The sequence below is a fragment of the Streptosporangium sp. NPDC000239 genome, assembly GCF_040300765.1.
Classification (GTDB): Bacteria; Actinomycetota; Actinomycetes; order Streptosporangiales; family Streptosporangiaceae; genus Streptosporangium.
Genome location: NZ_JBEPEI010000011.1, coordinates 150,971 through 168,615 on the forward strand (window position 1 = coordinate 150,971; position 17,645 = coordinate 168,615).

At 73.3% G+C, this 17,645-nt stretch carries 15 protein-coding genes; 10 read left to right on the plus strand and 5 right to left on the minus strand.

The annotated features are described in order from the left end of the window. Window positions 1-70 precede the first annotated feature (70 nt). The gene (locus ABT340_RS25730; RefSeq protein WP_352013390.1) at window positions 71-1,243 is read right to left on the minus strand and encodes an FAD-dependent oxidoreductase; all 1,173 of its coding nucleotides are present in this window, start codon (window positions 1,241-1,243) and stop codon (window positions 71-73) included. Window positions 1,244-1,317: 74 nt separating this feature from the next. Here ABT340_RS25730 and ABT340_RS25735 point away from each other — a divergent pair, with 74 nt between their 5' ends. The 5 genes from ABT340_RS25735 to ABT340_RS25755 all read left to right on the plus strand — a co-directional run bounded on the left by ABT340_RS25735 (window position 1,318) and on the right by ABT340_RS25755 (window position 5,749). Then, window positions 1,318-1,989, plus strand: coding sequence for a TetR/AcrR family transcriptional regulator (locus tag ABT340_RS25735; RefSeq protein ID WP_352013391.1), 672 nt, complete (start codon window positions 1,318-1,320; stop codon window positions 1,987-1,989). Between the two features lie 58 nt (window positions 1,990-2,047). Further along, window positions 2,048-3,289, plus strand: coding sequence for a GNAT family N-acetyltransferase (locus ABT340_RS25740; RefSeq protein ID WP_352013392.1), 1,242 nt, complete (start codon window positions 2,048-2,050; stop codon window positions 3,287-3,289). A gap of 166 nt (window positions 3,290-3,455) precedes the next feature. Beyond that, the gene (locus ABT340_RS25745) at window positions 3,456-4,289 is read left to right on the plus strand and encodes a maleylpyruvate isomerase family mycothiol-dependent enzyme (protein ID WP_352013393.1); all 834 of its coding nucleotides are present in this window, start codon (window positions 3,456-3,458) and stop codon (window positions 4,287-4,289) included. Between the two features lie 114 nt (window positions 4,290-4,403). Further along, entirely contained in the window at window positions 4,404-5,270 is an 867-nt protein-coding gene (locus tag ABT340_RS25750) for a universal stress protein (RefSeq protein WP_352013394.1), read from the plus strand. After that, on the plus strand, window positions 5,267-5,749 hold the full coding sequence (locus tag ABT340_RS25755) for a CBS domain-containing protein (RefSeq protein ID WP_352013395.1): 483 nt from the start codon (window positions 5,267-5,269) through the stop codon (window positions 5,747-5,749). Before ABT340_RS25750 ends, ABT340_RS25755 begins: the two co-directional genes overlap by 4 nt. A 3-nt stretch (window positions 5,750-5,752) precedes the next feature. On the opposite strand, the gene ABT340_RS25760 is transcribed toward ABT340_RS25755, so the two are convergent. Next, window positions 5,753-6,268, minus strand: a complete 516-nt coding sequence (locus ABT340_RS25760; RefSeq protein ID WP_352013396.1) for a hypothetical protein — start codon at window positions 6,266-6,268, stop codon at window positions 5,753-5,755. Window positions 6,269-7,095: 827 nt separating this feature from the next. Between ABT340_RS25760 and ABT340_RS25765 the strand changes: the two genes are divergently transcribed. After that, window positions 7,096-9,507, plus strand: a complete 2,412-nt coding sequence (locus ABT340_RS25765) for a HelD family protein (protein WP_352013397.1) — start codon at window positions 7,096-7,098, stop codon at window positions 9,505-9,507. Between the two features lie 8 nt (window positions 9,508-9,515). Here ABT340_RS25765 and ABT340_RS25770 read toward each other — a convergent pair whose 3' ends face one another. The 3 genes from ABT340_RS25770 to ABT340_RS25780 all read right to left on the minus strand — a co-directional run bounded on the left by ABT340_RS25770 (window position 9,516) and on the right by ABT340_RS25780 (window position 13,702). Continuing rightward, a complete protein-coding gene (locus ABT340_RS25770) occupies window positions 9,516-11,153 on the minus strand; it encodes an ABC-F family ATP-binding cassette domain-containing protein (protein ID WP_352013398.1) in 1,638 nt (545 codons plus the stop codon). Between the two features lie 276 nt (window positions 11,154-11,429). Beyond that, window positions 11,430-12,683 carry an FAD-dependent monooxygenase gene (locus tag ABT340_RS25775; RefSeq protein ID WP_352013399.1) on the minus strand — a complete coding sequence of 418 codons (1,254 nt, stop codon included), beginning with the start codon at window positions 12,681-12,683 and terminating at the stop codon, window positions 11,430-11,432. 131 nt (window positions 12,684-12,814) lie between these two features. Further along, window positions 12,815-13,702, minus strand: coding sequence for a universal stress protein (locus ABT340_RS25780; protein WP_352013400.1), 888 nt, complete (start codon window positions 13,700-13,702; stop codon window positions 12,815-12,817). Window positions 13,703-14,107: 405 nt separating this feature from the next. On the opposite strand from ABT340_RS25780, the gene ABT340_RS25785 reads away from it, so the two are divergent. The 4 genes from ABT340_RS25785 to ABT340_RS25800 all read left to right on the plus strand — a co-directional run bounded on the left by ABT340_RS25785 (window position 14,108) and on the right by ABT340_RS25800 (window position 17,633). Next, window positions 14,108-14,758 carry a CBS domain-containing protein gene (locus ABT340_RS25785; protein WP_352013401.1) on the plus strand — a complete coding sequence of 217 codons (651 nt, stop codon included), beginning with the start codon at window positions 14,108-14,110 and terminating at the stop codon, window positions 14,756-14,758. A 42-nt stretch (window positions 14,759-14,800) separates the two neighbouring features. Then, complete coding sequence (locus ABT340_RS25790) at window positions 14,801-15,661, plus strand: universal stress protein (protein WP_352013402.1); 861 nt, start codon at window positions 14,801-14,803, stop codon at window positions 15,659-15,661. 150 nt (window positions 15,662-15,811) lie between these two features. Beyond that, on the plus strand, window positions 15,812-16,681 hold the full coding sequence (locus tag ABT340_RS25795; RefSeq protein ID WP_352013403.1) for a universal stress protein: 870 nt from the start codon (window positions 15,812-15,814) through the stop codon (window positions 16,679-16,681). 46 nt (window positions 16,682-16,727) lie between these two features. Continuing rightward, window positions 16,728-17,633 (plus strand): universal stress protein, encoded by a 906-nt coding sequence (locus tag ABT340_RS25800; RefSeq protein ID WP_352013495.1) that lies wholly within the window; start codon window positions 16,728-16,730, stop codon window positions 17,631-17,633. Window positions 17,634-17,645: the final 12 nt, after the last annotated feature.

The following is a 17,645-nucleotide window of genomic DNA, read 5'->3' on the forward strand; positions in this document are numbered from 1 at the left end:
AGACGAACCCCCGGTCGCCGGCTCCGCGAGACGATCCTCGGCACCGTCCTTCCCCGTCCTGACGCGGCGTTCACCCGACGACGACGGCGGCGGGGTCGTGGCCGTGGAGCCAGGCGGTGCTCCTGTCGTAGAACAGCGGCAGGAACAGGCGCATCGCGGCGGCCTGCGCCCGGCGGGCCACTGGGCCGGCCTTCTTGGCCTCGCGGTTGTCCTTGGCGGCGCCCAGGAGCCTGGTGACGCGGGGCCTGCGGGCGGCGTCGTAGCGGGCCAGGGCCCCGGGAACGTCCGACGGGGCCCGGCCGCGCAGCGCGGCGGCCAGGACCAGGGCGTCCTCGACGGCCATGGAGGCCCCCTGGCCCGCGCCCACCGGGTGGGCGGCGTCGCCGATGAGGACGCTGCGGCCGCCGTGCCAGATGGGGACCGGGCCGAGGGCGTGCATGAGCACGGTGGGGTGGGTGCCGACGGCGGCGGCCAGGACCGCCGAGGGGACCGGCTCGCGCCGGTACAGCGCGGCGGTCTCACGTAGCCATCCGGCTCCGGCGGCGTCGTCGAGGCGGGGCTGTCGCGGGTCGGCGATCTGGGCCGACCACCACACCGTGCCGTCGCCCGCGGCCAGGTGGATGAAGGCCCCGTTGCGGGCGAAGGTCATGTTGAAGACGCCGGGCTCGACACCCAGGCCCCGCGCGTCGGCGGAGACACCGGACACGCAGTACAGGCCGGCGTAGCGCGGGCGCGGCGCGGCCGGGTCCAGGACGCCGCGCACGAGCGACCAGATGCCGTCGGCGGCCACGAGCAGGTCGGCGCTGTCGCGGCGGCCGTCGAGGAAACCGGCGGTGACGGCCCCGGGGGCCTCGGTGACGCCGGTCAGGCGCTCCCCGGTGACGATCTCCGCGCCCGCCTCGGCGGCCGCGGCGCGCAGGGCCTCCACCAGGGCGCCGCGCATCAGGGTGACGCTGTGCAGCGGGTCGTCGCCGCGACGGCCCCGGGGGACGTCGCCGAGGAGCCTGCCCGAGGCCGACCACATGCGCTGGCGGGGCAGGGCGACACCCAGGCGCTGGACCCGGGGCAGGCAGCCGAGGGCCTCCAGGCCGCGCAGCCCGTTGGCGGCCAGGCTGATGAAGGAGCCGACGTCGCCCGCGGGGTCGGCGTAGGCCTCGTACACGGTCACCTCGGCGCCGATGTGACGCAGGGCCAGGGCGGCGGCGGAGCCCGCGACGCCCGCTCCGATCACGATGACACGCATCGTCAACCTCCGAATACTCATTCACTGAACTTTGATTCACTGAATCTGAATTTGGTGAAAGTGTGTTCGGTAGGATGACCGCTGTCAACCCCGCCCGGAGGGGGCGGGCGGGAAGACGGCGGAGCGTGACGGTGGCGGGTGTGCGCAAGGCGAAGGCGGCCGAGACGAGGGCGGCGCTGCTTGAGGCCGCCAGGAGACTGTTCGCCGAGCGCGGCTTCCTCAACACCAAGATCACCGACATCGCGGCGGCGGCGGGACGCTCGGCCGGCTCCTTCTACGAGCACTTCGCCGACCGGGAGGAGCTGCTCGGAGCACTGCTGGCCGAGATGGAGGACAGCGCCGACCGGGAGGTGGCGCGCGCCGGCCATCCGCGCGAGCACGACCTGACCGACCGCGACCAGCTGCGCGAGCACCTGCGGATCGCCTGGAGCGTCTTCCGCGAGCATCGGGCCGTCATGGTGGCCCTGTTCCAGTCCCGCGTCGGCGCGGGTCCCGGCGACGGCCGGGCATGGGACGACCTGACCTCCGAGACGGCTGTCTTCCGCCACCACCTGGAGTATCTGCGCGAACGCGGCCACCGGCTGCCCGGCGACCCCGAGCTGGTCGCGGCGGCGATGGGCGCCATGCTCGCCATGCTCGGATACTCGATGCTCACCCGCGCCGAGCCCGTCGGCGACGACACGGTCGTCGACACCCTCACCGACCTGCTGCTGTACGGACTGGCCGGCCCCGCCGGGACACCCTGAGGCCGTACCCCGGGAAAAGCGGTCGCGCCGCGGCGCCCCGATCCGTTAGACAGGTCCGGTGTCCGACACCTACCCGATCCGTCCCGTCACCGGCGAGGAGTTCGAGACCTGGGCCCGGGTCGTCTCCGACACCTACGGTGAGGACCGGACCGAGGAGGACCTCGCCGTCGAACGGTCCGCGACCGAGCTGGAACGCACCCTCGCCGCCTTCGACGAGGGCCGGATCATCGGCGGCACCGCGGCCTGCACCCGTGTGCTGACCGTTCCCGGAGCCGTGCTGCCGACGGCCGGGATCACCTGGGTCGGCGTGACCCCCACCCACCGCAGGCGCGGCGTCCTGACCTGCCTGATGCGCAGGCAGCTCACCGACCTGTACGAGGGCGGCGGCGAGCCGATCGCCGCGCTGCGCCCCTCGGAGGCCCCGATCTACGGCCGGTACGGCTACGGCCCGGCCTCACGCGGAGCCCTGCTGCGCTGCGAGAAACGCTCCATGGCCTTCCTGCCGGGCACCGACTTCGGGGACGGGCGGATCCGGCTGCTGGAACGGGACGAGGCGCGGCCCCTGGTCGAGGAGGTCTACGAGCGCGTCCGCCCCGGCGCCGTCGGCTGGCCCGACCGCCCCGGCAACTGCTGGGACATACGGCTGGCGGACGGCCCGCAGGACCGGCAGGGCGCCACCGCCCTGCGTCACGCCGTGCATCGCGAAAGCGGCGGCCGGGCCGACGGATACGCCCTCTACCGGATCAAGGACGGGCACGGCGACGGCGGGCGCGCCGTACAGGTCGTGGAACTCGTCGCGGTCACCCGCCGGGCCTATGCCGCGCTGTGGCGTTTCCTGGCCGGGATCGACCTGGTGCCGTGGATCGAGTACGAGGGGGCGGCCGACGAGGCCCTGCCGTACCTGCTGGCCGACCCCCGCGCCGTGCGCGCGCACGAGGTGGACCGGCTCTGGGTGCGGCTCGTCGACGTCGCCCGGGCGCTGGCCGGACGGCGTTACGCCCTGCCGCTTGAGGTGGTGCTGGACGTGCGCGACGACTTCTGCCCGTGGAACACCGGCCGTCTGCGGCTGTGGGCCGAGACCGGGACGGCGGGCTGCGAGCGTACGGCCGCCGCCCCCGACCTGCGCCTCACTCCCGCCGAGCTGGGCGCGGCCTTCCTCGGCGGGACGACCCTGGAGACACTGGCCCGCGCCGGGCGCGTCGAAGAGCTGCGGCCCGGCGCGCTGGCCCGCGCGTCGGCGGCCTTCCGGGGCGCCGGGGAGCCGTTCTGTCCCGGGGGCCCGGCCTTTCCCGCTTTCTGAGCACCACCGTCGCGACGGCCGCGCCGCGCCGCCGTGACGTGGGTGCGGGCCGTCATGGCGGTACGGTCGATAGCTTTGCGTCACCGAACGGACGCACAGAGTGTCGGCGAGGATCGCGGCACGGGCGTCCGGGCGGCCCACCGCAGGCGACCAGAAAGCGACACCCATGAACAAGCCGACCCCCTTGGGCGGCACCGCCGTCCACGAGCCGGTCCCGCTGGGCCACGACCGCCACTGCGCCGAGATCGTCGCGCAGACCGACCAGCTCAGAGCGGTCGTGGCGGGGGCGGACCTGGCGGCCGCCGTGCCCTCCTGTCCCGACTGGAACCTCGCCCAGCTGCTGCGGCACGTCGGGTACGGCCACCGCTGGGCCGAGACGATCGTGCGCACCAGGGCCACCACGCCACCTCCGGACACGGAGCTGCGTGACCTGCCCGCCGACACCGGACAGGACCCCGCGGAGATCGACGCCTGGCTCGCCGAGGGCGCGCGGCTGCTGGCCGACACCCTGCGCGAGGCCGGGCCCGACGCGCGGACATGGGTGCCCGTCGAGACGGAGACCTCGGGATTCTGGGCCCGCCGCTTCGCTCACGAGACCCTCGTGCACCGGGCCGACGCCGCCCTGGCCGCCGGGCGGGACTTCACCGCCGGGCGGGAGGTCGTCGTCGACGCCCTCGACGAGTGGATGGAACTGGCGTCCCTGCCGCAGATGCTCGACGTCAACCCCAGGCAGCGCGAACTGCTCGGCCCCGGCCGCACCATCGGCCTGCACGCCACCGACACCGGGCCGTCGGCCGGGACGGAGTGGCTGGTCGACCTCACCGGCGACACCGTCACCTGCCGCAGGGGGCGCGGGGCGGCGGCCGTCACCCTGCACGGCCCGCTGACCGCCCTGCTGCTGGTCGTCTACCGCCGCCGCCCCGCCCGGGGCGGCGGCGTCGAGATCCTCGGCGACGAACGGCTGCTCGACTTCTGGCTGGACCGCGTCGGCTTCGGGTGAGCCGCGGGGCCCTGCGGCGCCGGCGGGCCGGAAGTCCCTCACGGTCGGGTCTTTCGGCCGCTGCGCCCACCGGGGCCGAAGCGGTCGGATGGAGGAGGGAACCGAGGAGGAGACATGACAGCACATGTAGTGGTGGGCGTGGACGGCTCGCCCGCCTCACAGGCCGCGGTCGAGTGGGCCGCCGACGACGCCGTGCGCCGCGGACGCCCGCTGCGGATCGTTCACGTGTGCGCGCCCTGGATCTACGACATCCCGCTGCAGACCCCGCCCGGATTCCGCGACTCGATGACCGAGTACTGCCAGGAGATCCTCGACACGGCGCTCGCCCAGGCCCGCTCGCACGCCCCCGGCCTGCAGATCGAGACCGTGCGCGAGCGGGGTAAGGCCGGCGAGGTCCTGCGGCGCGAGGCCGAGGACGCCGAGGAGGTCGTGGTGGGCAGCCGGGGACTCGGCGGGTTCACCGGGCTGCTGCTCGGGTCGGTCTCGCTCGCCCTGGCCGGTCACGTCGCCGCCCCGGTCGTCGTGGTCAGGAAACCCCGCAGGCACGTCCACGACGAGATCGTCGTCGGCCTCGACGGTCCCCCGGCGCCGGAGGCGGTCTTCCGGTACGCCTTCGAGGAGGCCGTGATGCGCAAGGCCGTCCTGCACGTCGTCCACACGGTCCAGACCCCCGTCCTGGGGCCGTACGCCGAGGCCTACACCTCGCTGATCGACGACGCCTTCGTCACCGAGAAACGCGTGGCCGCCGAGACGCTGGAACCGTGGCGGGAACGCTACCCGCAGGTCGAGGTCAGGCGGACGGTGGTCATCGGGCACCCGGTCGCCGTCCTGTGCGAGGCGTCGCAGACGGCCGACCTGCTCGTCGTCGGCTCACGCGGGCTGGGCAGGGTCGGCGCGGCCGTGCTGGGCTCGGTCAGCCACGGCGTGCTGCACCACGCCCGCTGCCCCGTCGCCGTCGTACGTCCCAGGGGTGAGGCATGAACGACATCACCGTCCTGACCGTCGCGCAGATCATGAGCCGCACGCTCGTCGCCGTCCCGCCGGACGAGTCGCCCCTGCTGGCCTGGGAGATCATGCGCCGCGCCGACGTCCACCACCTGCCGGTCGTCGACGACACCGGCCGCCTGTACGGCGTGCTGACCCGCGAGGACCTGGCCGCCCACTGGTCCGGTGGCCCGATGGAGCAGTCACACGTCCACGTCCGCGCCCTGGTGGCCGGGCGCCGCTGCCCGCGCACCACACTCGGCGCGAGCCTGGCCGACGCCGCCGCGGCCATGGTCGGCGCCGGGGTGAACGCGATCCCGGTCCTGAACGACTCGGCCAGGCTCGCGGGGATGGTGACCGTCACCGACGTGCTGCGGGCCGTGGCGGGACTCCTCCCCGAGCACCAGGAGCCACCGGAGCTCATGACGGGCATGTTCCGCCTGGTACCGGTGCTTCCCCGGGTCCCGGCCCGCTGACGTCTACCCGCCGGGGGTCACGGTCGCTCCGGGCAGTGACTCCTTCCTGACCTCCGGCGGGCCGACGACGGCGTTGAGGCCGCCGCCGTAGATCTGCGCGGACGCGTTGCCCTCGACGGAGGGTTTCGACGTCTGCCCCTTGACGGTGATCAGCATCCTGGTGGGGGTGCAGACCAGGATGAAGGTGCTCTCGGTGGAGACGGTCGTCGCAGGTTCAAGCGGCCCGGAGAATCCCTCCTCCCGCATCAGATCCCTGGAGGACCTGGTCATGTCGCTGCTCATGCTCCAGTCGGCTTCCATGTCCTTGCTGGAGCCGGCCAGCCCGCACTGGCCTGAGGGATGGATCCACGCGGTCAGCTTGTGGGAGCCGACCTTGATCCGCGCCAGTACCCGGTCCGCCCCCTCGGGCAGTTCCCCGTCGTCGGGCAGGCGCTTCAGCTTGGCCAGCGGCCACTGGGCCGGGTCCTTCAGCACCGGGTCCGCAACCGGTGCCGAGCACGCCCCGAGGGCCGATAACACCAAAAACCCTGCTAAAGCACGCGAAAGACGATCGATCACTGCGATTCCCCGTTCGTAATGACTCAGTCGATTTTGAGTCTAGGGATCTCGCCTGACACGCGAGCGTCACGCGCCCCGTGAGAGGTCTCCGGCGGTCACCGTGGCAATCGGATCAGCCCAGCGGGGCCGGGGCGGGGCCTCCCCGGTGGCCACCCGCGTGTCCGCTGGAGGAGCATGGTCAACGCGGGGCCGGCAGGGGAGCCCGGCGGGCGTGGATGGCCTGCGGGACGGCCAGGCAGGTTCCGGTGAGCGCGAGGGCCGCGGCCGTACGGCGCAACGGAGCCAACGGGGTCATGGAGGACAAGACAAGAGAGGCACGATTCTTCCTCGTCGTAACGGTACGGAGGTGGCCTGGCGGCCACGGTCAGAACCGTACGAGCGCACCGGCCGCCGGGACGACGACGCGGACCCCCCAACCGTTGGCAGGGTCCGCGCCACTGCCGGCGGTCGCGTTCGGGGAGCGGCAGGGAATTCGAAAAGCGGCAATGTGTTCTGCGCTTTTCCTGGAAGCGCAAAAACCGTAAGCGGCGTTAATTGCGTGGTATAATGTTAACCGGCCTTTCCTGGGTGGCTTTGAATTGCGTTTTCCCTGCTTTTGGCGCGGGAGGCGGAACACTCCGCCACGGACGTCGCCGCCCAGGCCACAGCCGCCTCCCTCCCAGGGCGATCGACGGGGTTCCCCGCGGCTCGCATTTATGGCTGAAGCGTGCGAACCTGTGGGGCGCACCCCGAGGATTCCCCGGTGCCGAACCCCGTCCCCTGGCCTTGGAGCAGTCTTGTCCTCTTCCGTGCCGGTGCAGTCAGAGCAGTCAGAGATCGAACGCGAGCAGGCCTACCTGGCCATGCTGCACTCCCAGGTCAACATCCACCGTGAGAAACTCGCGCGGGAACTGGCCGAGGTGCTGCGCGAACCGGCGGAGACGGCCCAGGCCCAGGCCGAACGCGGCGCGGCGGTCGGCCGTCTGAACCGGAGGCTGGCCGCCTTCGACGCGGCCGAGCACGGACTGTGCTTCGGCAGGCTCGACTCGGTCGACGGCGGCCGCCGCTACCTGGGCCGCATCGGGGTGCGCGGCGCCGAGGAAGACGAGGAGCCTCTCCTGATCGACTGGCGGGCTCCCGCCGCGCGCGCCTTCTACACCGCGACCGCCGCCGCCCCCCAGGGTGTACGGCTGCGCCGCCACCTGCACACCCGGGAGCGCAGGGTGGTCCGGGTCGACGACGAGCTGCTGGACGGCACCGCCCCCGCCCCGGCGGACATGGAGCTGTGCGGGGAGGCCGCGCTGCTGGCGGCGCTGCGGGCCGAGCGGACCGGCCGCATGCGCGACGTCGTGGCCACCCTCCAGACCGAGCAGGACCGGATCATCCGCTCCCCGCACGCCGGGGTGATGGTCGTGCAGGGAGGCCCCGGCACCGGCAAGACCGTCGTCGCCCTGCACCGCGCCGCCTACCTGCTCTACAGCCACCCCCGGCTGGACGAGCGCGGAGTGCTGGTGGTCGGCCCGAACCCGGTGTTCCTCAGCTACATCAGCCAGGTCCTGCCCGGCCTGGGGGAGACCAGTGTGCTGCTGTCCACGGTGGGGGAGCTGTTCCCCGGCGTCACGGCCCTCGAACGGGAGGACGCCGCGGTCGCCGAGGTCAAGGGACGGCTGGTGATGGCCGAGGTGCTGGCCGCCGCCGTACGGGCACGCCAGGCGGAGGTGGGCGGGCCCGTCGAGGTGATCGTCGAGGGCGAGCCGCTGAGCCTGGAGCCGGAGCTGCTGATCGACGCGGCCGAACGGGCCCGTGCCGACGGGCTGCCGCACAACCTCGCCAGGCCCGTCTTCTGCCGGATCGTCATCGAGGAGCTGGCCCGCCGCATGGCGGGCGTGGTCGCCGGGATGGAGGAGCAGATCGAGGCCGACCTGGCGGGCCGGATCGACTCCGCCGCGCTGGAACAGGCCGTGGCCAAGGACCTGGCCGGGCTCTTCGGGCAGGACGCGCCGCCGGTCGACCGGCACGAGCGGGAGCACGCCGAGTTCGAGGAGGCGGAACGGGCCTGGCTGAAGGCGCTGCCGTACGATCCGCAGGTGCGCGCGCTGCTGGAGTGGCTGTGGCCCGCGCTGACCCCGCAGCGGCTGCTTGAGGAACTGTTCGCCGATCCCAGGGGGCTGGCCGAGGCCGCGCCGCAGCTGACGCCCGCCGAACGGGAACTGCTGCTGCGCGAACCCGGCGGCGGCTGGACCCCGGCCGACGTGCCGCTGCTCGACGAGGCGGCCGAACTGCTCGGTGAGGACCGCCGCGCCGAACGGGCCAGGCAGGCCAGGGAGCGCGCCAGGCAGATCGAGTACGCCCAGGGCGTCCTGGACATCGCGCGCGGCTCGCGCTCCGGCGAGGACGAGAACGACGACGAGGCCGAACTCCTCAGTGCCGCCGACCTGCTGGACGCCGAGTTGTTCGCCGGCCGCCATGAAGGACAGGATCTGCGCACGGTCGCCGAACGGGCCGCCGCCGACCGGACGTGGGCCTTCGGCCACGTGATCGTCGACGAGGCCCAGGAGGTCCCGCCCATGGCCTGGCGCCTGCTGGTACGGCGCTGCCCGACCCGTTCGTTCACGGTGGTCGGCGACATGGCCCAGAGCGGTCAGACGGCGGGCGCGCGCTCCTGGACGCAGGCGCTGGAGCCGTTCTTCGGGACGCGCTGGCGGCTTGAGCGGCTCACCGTCAACTACCGGACCTCGGCCGAGGTCATGTCCGCCTCGGACCGGGTGCTCACGGCGATCCATCCCGATCTCGAACCGGCGCGCGCCGTACGCGCGGGCGGCGTCCGGCCGTGGCGCGCCCGGGCCGAGGCGGACGACCTGCCCGCCAGGCTGGCCGGCCTGGCGGCGCGGGAGGCGGCGGGGACGGGGAGCGTCGCGGTGATCACGCCACGCGAGGACCTGGCACGGCTGGCCGAGGCCGTCCGCGCCGCCGTCCCCGACGCCTCCTGGGGGCGTGAGCCCGACCTGGAACGACGCGTCGTGGTGCTGACGGCCCGCCAGTCCAAGGGGCTTGAGTTCGACTCGGTGGTGCTGGCCGACCCGCAGGCCGTGCTCGACGGCTCCTCGCACGGTCTCAACGACCTGTACGTGGCGCTGACCCGCGCCACCGAACGCCTGGCCGTGCTGCACCCCGGGCCGGTTCCCCCGGTGCTTGAGCACCTGGAGGAACGCGAGCCCTGAGGCGGTGCTCACACCGCCGGTGGGGCCGTCTCGGTCAGCCGCCCCTCGGACAGGCGCAGCCAGCGGCCGACCCCGACCTCGGCCAGGAACCGTTCGTCGTGGCTGACCACCACGAACGCCCCCCGGTAGGCGTTGAGCGCCGCCTCAAGCTGACCGACGCTGACCAGGTCGAGGTTGTTGGTCGGCTCGTCAAGCAGCAGCAACTGGGGGGCCGGTTCGGCGTACAGGACGCAGGCCAGGGTGGCGCGCAGCAGCTCACCGCCGGACAGCACCCCGGCGGGCAGGTGGGCGCGGGCGCCGCGGAACAGGAAGCGGGCCAGCAGGTTCATCCGCTCGGCCTGCGGCATGCCGGGCGCGGAGGCGGCCAGGTTCTCGGCCACGGTCAGGTCCGGGTCCAGCAGGTCGAGCCGCTGGGACAGGTAGGCGATGCGGCCCTCGGCCCGCCTGACCGTGCCGCCCTCCGGCTCCAGGTCGCCGTTGAGCACACGTAGCAGGGTGGACTTTCCGGTGCCGTTGGGGCCGGTCAGGGCGATCCGCTCCGGGCCGCGGACGGTCAGGTCCAGGCCGTGGCCGGCGAACACGGGGCGCTCGCCGTAACGGACCTGCATCCGCTCGCCGAGGAAGACGGTGCGGCCCGCCGGGACGTCGGTCCCGGGCAGCTCCAGTGTGATCCTCTGCTCGTCGCGCAGGGCACGGCCCGCCTCGTCCAGGCGGGCCTTGGCGTCGCCGACCCGCGCGGCGTGCGTCTCCTGGGAGCGTGCCGCCGACTCCTGGGCGTTACGCTTCATCGTCCCGGCGAAGATCTTCGGCAGCCCGGCGCTCTTGAGGTTGCGGGCGGCGTTGCCCGCCCGGCGTTCGGCCCGCTCCCTGGCCTGCTGCATCTCCCGCTTCTCCCGCTTGACCTCCTGCTCGGCGGTGCGGATGTTCTTCTCCGCGACCTGCTGGGCGGCCCGTACGGCCTCCTCGTAGGCGGTGAAGTCGCCGCCGTAGAAGCGGATCTCGCCCCGGTCGAGTTCGGCGATGCGGTCCATGCGGTCCAGCAGCGCCCGGTCGTGGCTGACCAGCAGCAGGCAGCCGTTCCAGTTCTCGATCACGCCGTAGAGCCGGTGGCGTGTGTCGAGGTCGAGGTTGTTGGTCGGCTCGTCCAGCAGCAGGACGTCCGGCTGCCTGAGCAGCTGCGCCGCCAGGCCCAGGGAGACGATCTGGCCGCCGCTGAGGGTGCCCAGGCGCCGGGTGAAGGGGATGTCGCCGAGACCGAGCCGGTCGAGCTGGGCGCGGGTGCGTTCCTCGATGTCCCAGTCGTTGCCGACGGTGGTGAAGTGCTCCTCGCTCGTGTCGCCGGACTCGATGGCGTCCAGCGCCCTGATCACCGGGGCGATGCCCAGGACCTCGGCCACGGTAAGGCCGCCGGTCAGGGGCAGGTTCTGCGGGAGGTAGCCGAGCACGCCCTCGACGGACACGCTGCCGCGGGCCGGCCGGTGCTCACCCGCGACGAGCTTGAGCAGCGTGCTCTTGCCCGCGCCGTTGGGCGCGACGAGTCCCGTACGGCCGCCGCCCACGGTGAAGGACAGGTCCTCGAAGAGCGGGGTGTCGTCGGGCCAGGAGAAGGAGACGTTGGAAAAGACGATGAACGACGCGTCGGACATGACGAAGACCTCAGATGTGCGCAGGGCGTGCCGTGCCGCCCTGTGGCGGGAGAAAAGGGGAACGAAGGAAACGACGGCACGACCACGGCGGCGCATCACGCGCTCCTGCTCGCGGCCTGCCATCCCGGGTATCACCCGGAGATGTCGTCGTCCCCTGCCATGTCCACTCTTTCGGTCTTTGTCGCGGAATTCGCGAAACCTCGCGTCCGGCCATGGTAGCCGGGCTTCCCCGGGGACGCGAACGGTTAACGCGTCCCCGGGCGTACGGGAGGCGCCTCAGCGGTGTGGATGCCCGGCGTCGTCTCCCGGGCCGTGCGCCAGGTCACGCGCCGGGCTGTGCGGCAGGCCGGACTCCTCGGCGGGCTCCGGCCGTACCCGCGCGAGGGCCCGGCCGGCCAGTTCGGCCAGATGGCCGACCCGGTAGTACAGCCGGGGCGGGACGTACGGGAGCAGCGCGGACTGCCGCTGGCACAGCAGCGTGAACGCCTGCTCCGGGGGCAGGCCGATGTAGCGCGGCAGGTTCTCGTACCACCGGGCGCTGCGGCGGGCCGTGCGCTGGGCGGGGAGGATCACGGCCTTGCGCTCACGTTCGTAGCGGACCAGGGCGGGCTGCAGCGGCAACCCGCTGTGCAACGCCCTGACCAGGAAGGCGGCGTCCCCCAGCGCCAGGGCGGTGCCCGCGCCGATGGAGTAGTGCGTGGTGTGCGCGGCGTCCCCGACCAGGACGAGGTTGCCGCGCTGCCACCTCCTGTTGGTCAGGGTGCGGAAGTTCAGCCAGTGCGCGGTGCCGCCTGGCTGGGAGCGGCCGACCAGCGGGTGCCCGTCCAGGGTGTCGGCGAACAGCTTCTCCAGTACGGCGAGGCTGTCGGCCTCGTTCGTCTGGTCGAGGCCGAGCCCCCGCCAGGTCTCGGGGGAGCACTCCACGACGCAGGTGCTGTGGCCGCGGTCGAACCGGTAGCCGTAGCACCAGATCCAGCCGTGCGCGGTCTCCACGAAGGCGAAGACGAAGGTCTCGAAGACCTTGGTCGTGCCGAGCCACATGTAGACGTTGCGTCCCGTCTCGACCTTGGTGCCGAAGTGGTCGGCGTGGCGTTCACGCATCACGCTGTTGACGCCGTCGCCCGCCACGACCAGGTCGGCGCCGGCGACCTCCTCCTCGGCGGCGATCTCCCGTTCGAACTCGACGTGGACGCCGAGGGAGCAGGCGCGTTCGGTGAGGATGTCGAGCATCCGCTGCCTGCCGATGCCGTAGCCGTTGGTCCCGGGCTGCGACGCCACCGTCGTGTGGCCGTCGAAGTACGCGACCTCGGTGTCCCAGCGGACGGAGTTCTCGCCGATGACGCGCGCCGACTCGGGGTCCACGTTGTGCAGGTCGCCGAAGAGCTCGTCCAGGTAGGTCACGCCCCAGCCGTGCGTCGAACCGGCGGGGTTGCGCTCGTAGATGGTGATGTCGTGAGACGGGTCAACCAGCTTCATCAGAATCGAGAAGTACAGGCTGGCGGGTCCACCGCCGACGCAGGCGACCTTCACATGGACTCCCGTTGCACCGCAAGGTAATCAGATCGTGACAGAGAGTAACATGTGCGGTGTGTGGGGCGGCCATCCCATCCGACCGAGTCCCGGTCATGAGATGGCCAATTATCGGGAAGATCCCAAACCGGTCATGCCGGCGGCGCCGTACCAGGCGGCCGGTGGCCTGGCGGACGGGGGACGACGGCCACGGGCCCGCGGGCGTGGCCGAGCAGGGAGTGGACGGTCGAGCCGAGGAGCGCGGCCCGTCCCGGGGCACCCACGACGACCAGCTCCGCGGTGGCCGAGGCCTCGGCGAGTACTCCGGCCGGGTGCCCGTGCACCACCTGTTCGACGAGGGGGACGTCGGGGAACCTCTCCCGCCAGCCCGCCAGCGACTCGGCCAGCAGCCGTTCCTCCTCGCGGCCGACGCCCTCGACGTCGTAGACCAGCGGCTGCATGTCACCGGGGAACGCGGCCACCGGGTGGGTCCAGGCGTGTACGGCCCGCAGCGGCAGGCGGCGCAGCAGCGCCTCCTCGAAGGCGAAGCGCAGGATGTGCTCCTGCCCGGGTTCCCCGGTCGCGCCGACGACGACCTCCCCGCCGCCCTCCTCGCGCGGGCGCACGACCACCAGCGGGCAGGGGCAGCGGACGGCGAGGTCACGGCTGACCGAGCCGAGCAGCAGCCCGGTGAACCCGCCGCGTCCCCGGCCGCCGACCACGACGAGCTGCGCGGTCCCGGCGGCGGCGGCGATCGCCTCCGCGGCGGCGCCGTCGAGGACCTCGGTGGTGATCTCGGTGGAGGGGGCCTCGGCGCGCGCCCGTTCGGCGGCCCGGGCGAGCAGTTCACGGCAGGCGGCCTGCGACGCGGGCCCCCAGTGCGCGGGCTGCGGGACGAGCGGGACGTCGTAGGCCCAGCGCAGGGTGACGTGCACCAGGCGCAACGGCGCCCGCCGCAACGCGGCCGCCGTGGCCGCCCAGGCCGTCGCGTCGAGAGAGGCCTCGGAACCGTCGACGCCGGCGACGACGGGCTCTGTCATGGTCATCACCTTGCTCCGTCCGTGCCACGCTCGCGTGTTCCCCTTCCTAGATGCTCCCCGGTCCTCCGACCTGCGGGGTAGGGGCGAACGTCCCACGGGAACCGGCGGCGGGGGCCGGGAGCCGGGCAAGCAGGCGGAAGGTCCCGGCGGGGTGGGACTTTCCGCCCTGCCGCTTCCCACGGTCCTGCGCCGACCATGAAGAGGGAGGTGACCACGATGGCCGGAGACCACGATGTCGTCGTCGGCACCGGCCTCTCCGGGACGGACGGGGCGCTCCCGCGGCACGGCGCCGAGCCCTGCCGCGGTCGCCCCGGCCCTGGTGAGGCCGGGGAGGCCGGGGAAGGAACACACGTGCCCGGCCGTTCCCTGGGTACGGGGGAGCATGGCAGGAAGGGGAGACAGGTCATGACGGTGCGGGTGATGGACGTCATGGGGCTGGTGGCCATCGCGGTCCGCCCCGAGGCGACGTTCGCCGAGCTGGTCGCGACGATGCGCCGCTTCAAGGTGGGGGCCGTCGCGGTGATCGACGCCGAGGGGCGCCCCGTCGGGGTGGTGTCCGAGGCCGATCTGCTGCTGAAGGAGATCGCCGCCCAGAGCGGGCCGCCGAGCGGGGAGGACGTTCGCGAGAAGCCGGGCAGGACCGCAGGGGAGCTCATGAGCAGGCCCGCGCTGACCGTCACCCGCCAGACCCCGGTGCGGGAGGCGGCCCGGCTGATGCACGCCAACCGGATCAAGCAGCTGCCGGTGGTCGACGCCGCCAGCGGGAAGATCGCCGGGACCGTGCACCAGGCCGACCTGCTGAAGGTCTTCACCAGGCCCGCCGCCGACATCCTGACGGAGATGGCCGACGCCGTCGCCGATCTGGGGCTGAACACGGGCGGCCTGACGATCACGATCGAGGGGTCCGTGGTCCGCGTCGAGGGACGTGTGGCCAGACGCTCGCAGATCGCCGCGCTCGTGGAGGCGGGCCGCAGGATCGAGGGGGTCGTCGACGTCGAGGCCGACATCGCCTACGACCGCGACGACGTGCTGAGCGCCTCCTCGGCCCGCCTCTGAGCGGCACCCGGGGCGGACCGGCCCGCACGAAGGGGGAAGAGCATGCCCGAACCCACCGCACCCGTCGTCGTCGCGACCGACGGCTCACCGTCGGCCACGGCCGCCGTGCGATGGGCCGCCGCCGACGCGGCCCGCAGGGCGCTGCCCGTGCTGATCGTGCACGTCGTCGAACGCTGGCCGTACGGGATCTCGGCGTTTCCCCCGCAGGGGTGGCAGGACGCGATGGCCGAGGCCGGTGACCGGGTGCTCACCGAGGCGGCGCAGGCCGCGACGGAACGCACGCCGGGCATCGACGTGACCACCGAGCTGGCCGGGGGAACGCCCGCCGACGTCCTGCGTGAGCGGGCCGCCACCGCGACCGAGCTCGTCATCGGCGGCCGGGGGACGGGCGGTTTCGCCGGCGCGCTGCTCGGCTCGACGGTCCTGCGGCTGGCCGGGCACGTCAGGGGCGCCGTCGTGGTCGTCAGGGCCGGGCAGGACGGCCCCGGCGAGGAGGTCGTCGTCGGCGTCGACGGCTCGACCGACGGCGCGGCGGCCCTCGGCTTCGCCTTCGAGCAGGCCCGGCTGCGCGGCGCCGTCCTGCGGGCGCTGTGCGCCTGGCACGTGCCGCTGCGCACCGTCATGCCGGACAGCGCCCACGACGTCACCGGGATCCAGCGGGAACAGCAGCGGGTGGTCTCGGAACGGCTGGCCCCGTGGCGGGAGATGTATCCCGGGATCGAGGTCGTCGAGGAGGTGACCCACGGCCATCCGGTCTCGGCTCTGACGGACGTCTCCGGCCGGGCGGCCCTGCTGGTCGTCGGCTCCCGGGGACTGGGCGCGGTCGGCTCGGTTGTGCTGGGGTCCGTCAGCCGGGACGTGCTCCAGCACGCCCGCTGCCCGGTCGCCGTGGTCCGCCCCTGAGGCCGTCGCCTCCCCACGTGCCCACCCGCCGAAGGCCCGGCCGGGTCCAAAGTCCCGGGACGGACGGGTCCGCCGCCTCTGGGGGGGTCCCGTTCCCCCGGCAGAGACTTGACCTGAGGCAGGAATCCGCACGCCCATGAGGAGGACGAGATGACAGACTTCCCGGCCAGGGGTACCCGTGACGTCGTCGTCGCGGCCGACGGCTCGGCGGGGGCGAAGGACGCGGTCGCATGGGCCGCCGACGACGCCTTCCGCAGGCACGTGCCGCTGCGGATCGTGCACGTCGTGGAACGCGGCCCCTATGACATCCCCCGTTTCTCCACCCTCGAATGGCCGGGACCCCTGGTCCTGAGCGGCAGGAAGATCCTGGAGGAGGCAGAACGGGAGGCGCGCGAACGCCAGCCGTCGGTGGAGGTGGGCACCGAACTGATCGAGGGTGACCTCGTCCGGTCCCTGACCGAACAGGCCGCGGGCGCGGTGGAGATCGTGCTCGGCAGCAGGGGGCTCGGCGGTTTCACCGGGGCACTGCTCGGTTCGGTGAGCACCCGGGTGGCCGTGCACGCCCACGGCCCGGTGGTCGTCGTCCACCCCGGCGGTGGGGCGCGCCGCGAGGTCGTCGTCGGCGTCGACGACGATCCGCACTGCGAGCCCGCGCTGGCCTTCGCCTTCGAGCAGGCCGCGCTGCGCGGCGGCCCGCTGCGCGCCGTACACGCCTGGCAGCTTCCGGTGCACGCCTTCGCGCCGGAGATCGTCTACGACATGGACGAGATCCGCCGCGCGCAGTTCCGGGTCGTCAAGGACCGGGTCGGCGCCTGGCAGGAGAAGTTCCCCGAGGTGACCGTGCTGGAGGACGTCCAGAGCGCCCACCCCGTCGACGCCCTCGTCGACGCCTCGGCCACGGCGGACCTGGTCGTGGTCGGCTCGCACGGCAGGAGGGCCGTCGCCGCCGCGCTGCTGGGATCGGTCAGCAGGGGAGTGCTGCACCACGCGCGCTGCCCGGTCGCGGTCGTCCGTTCCTGAACCCCGAAGACCCATCCGCACGTGTGAGGAGAGACCATTGATCCTGGTGGGAGTCGACGGGTCACGATCCGCGCTCGAAGCCGTGAGCTGGGCCGTACGGGAGGCCGGGCTGCGCCGTACCGGCCTGCGGGTCGTGCACGTCATGCCCTCCTGGCCCCTGGAGGCGGGTGAGGGCACCCCGCACGCCGAGGTCGGCCGGTGGATGCGCGAGGGCGCCGAGTCCACGCTGGAAGACGCGCTCGGCCGGATCCGCGAGGCGGGCGGCGACGTGGAGGTGACGTCGGAGCTGCTGCCCGGTGGCGACCCCAGACGGGCCCTGATCGAGGCGGCGGCGGACGCCGGGCTGCTGGTCGTCGGCAGCCACGGGCTCGGCGGATTCGAGGGCATGCTGCTGGGCTCGGTCGCGCTGGGGGTCGCCGGGCACGCGCCCTGCCCCGTGGCCGTCGTACGGCGTGCGCCCGTCCAGCCGCGCGGACGGGTGGTCGTCGGCGTCGACGGCTCCCCGGCGGGGGCGGACGCCGTGGCCTTCGCCTTCGCCGAGGCCGAGGCCAGGGGCGCGGAGCTGCACGCGGTGCACGCCTGGAGCCGGCCCATCGTGGGCTGCGGGCCGTTCGCGCTCGCCGACGCCGAGGAGGCGGCCCAGCGGGAACGGCGCGCGCTGGCCGAGGCCCTGGCGGGCCAGGGCGAACGTCACCCGGACGTCAAGGTCGTCGAGTGGCTGGAGTACGGCCATCCGGTCGAGGCGCTGCGGGAGGCGTCACTGGAGGCCGACCTGCTGGTGGTCGGATCACGCGGACGCGGCGACCTGAAGGGGTTGCTGCTCGGCTCGGTGAGCCACTCGCTGCTGCACCACGCCGCCTGCCCGGTGGTCGTGACCCCCTTCCCGGGAAGGGCTCCCGGAAGGGACGGAGATCGCGAGTCCGCCCCACGTGCGGCTTCGCACAGGACGTGAGAACCCTCGCAG

Bases quoted from the DNA above. Each gene is read 5' to 3' on its own strand.
- ABT340_RS25730 (WP_352013390.1), bottom strand. From the start codon at position 1,243: ATGCGTGTCATCGTGATCGGAGCGGGCGTCGCGGGCTCCGCCGCCGCC.
- ABT340_RS25735 (WP_352013391.1), top strand. From the start codon at position 1,318: ATGACCGCTGTCAACCCCGCCCGGAGGGGGCGGGCGGGAAGACGGCGG.
- ABT340_RS25745 (WP_352013393.1), top strand. From the start codon at position 3,456: ATGAACAAGCCGACCCCCTTGGGCGGCACCGCCGTCCACGAGCCGGTC.
- ABT340_RS25750 (WP_352013394.1), top strand. From the start codon at position 4,404: ATGACAGCACATGTAGTGGTGGGCGTGGACGGCTCGCCCGCCTCACAG.
- ABT340_RS25755 (WP_352013395.1), top strand. From the start codon at position 5,267: ATGAACGACATCACCGTCCTGACCGTCGCGCAGATCATGAGCCGCACG.
- ABT340_RS25770 (WP_352013398.1), bottom strand. From the start codon at position 11,153: ATGTCCGACGCGTCGTTCATCGTCTTTTCCAACGTCTCCTTCTCCTGG.
- ABT340_RS25780 (WP_352013400.1), bottom strand. From the start codon at position 13,702: ATGACAGAGCCCGTCGTCGCCGGCGTCGACGGTTCCGAGGCCTCTCTC.
- ABT340_RS25785 (WP_352013401.1), top strand. From the start codon at position 14,108: ATGACGGTGCGGGTGATGGACGTCATGGGGCTGGTGGCCATCGCGGTC.
- ABT340_RS25790 (WP_352013402.1), top strand. From the start codon at position 14,801: ATGCCCGAACCCACCGCACCCGTCGTCGTCGCGACCGACGGCTCACCG.
- ABT340_RS25795 (WP_352013403.1), top strand. From the start codon at position 15,812: ATGACAGACTTCCCGGCCAGGGGTACCCGTGACGTCGTCGTCGCGGCC.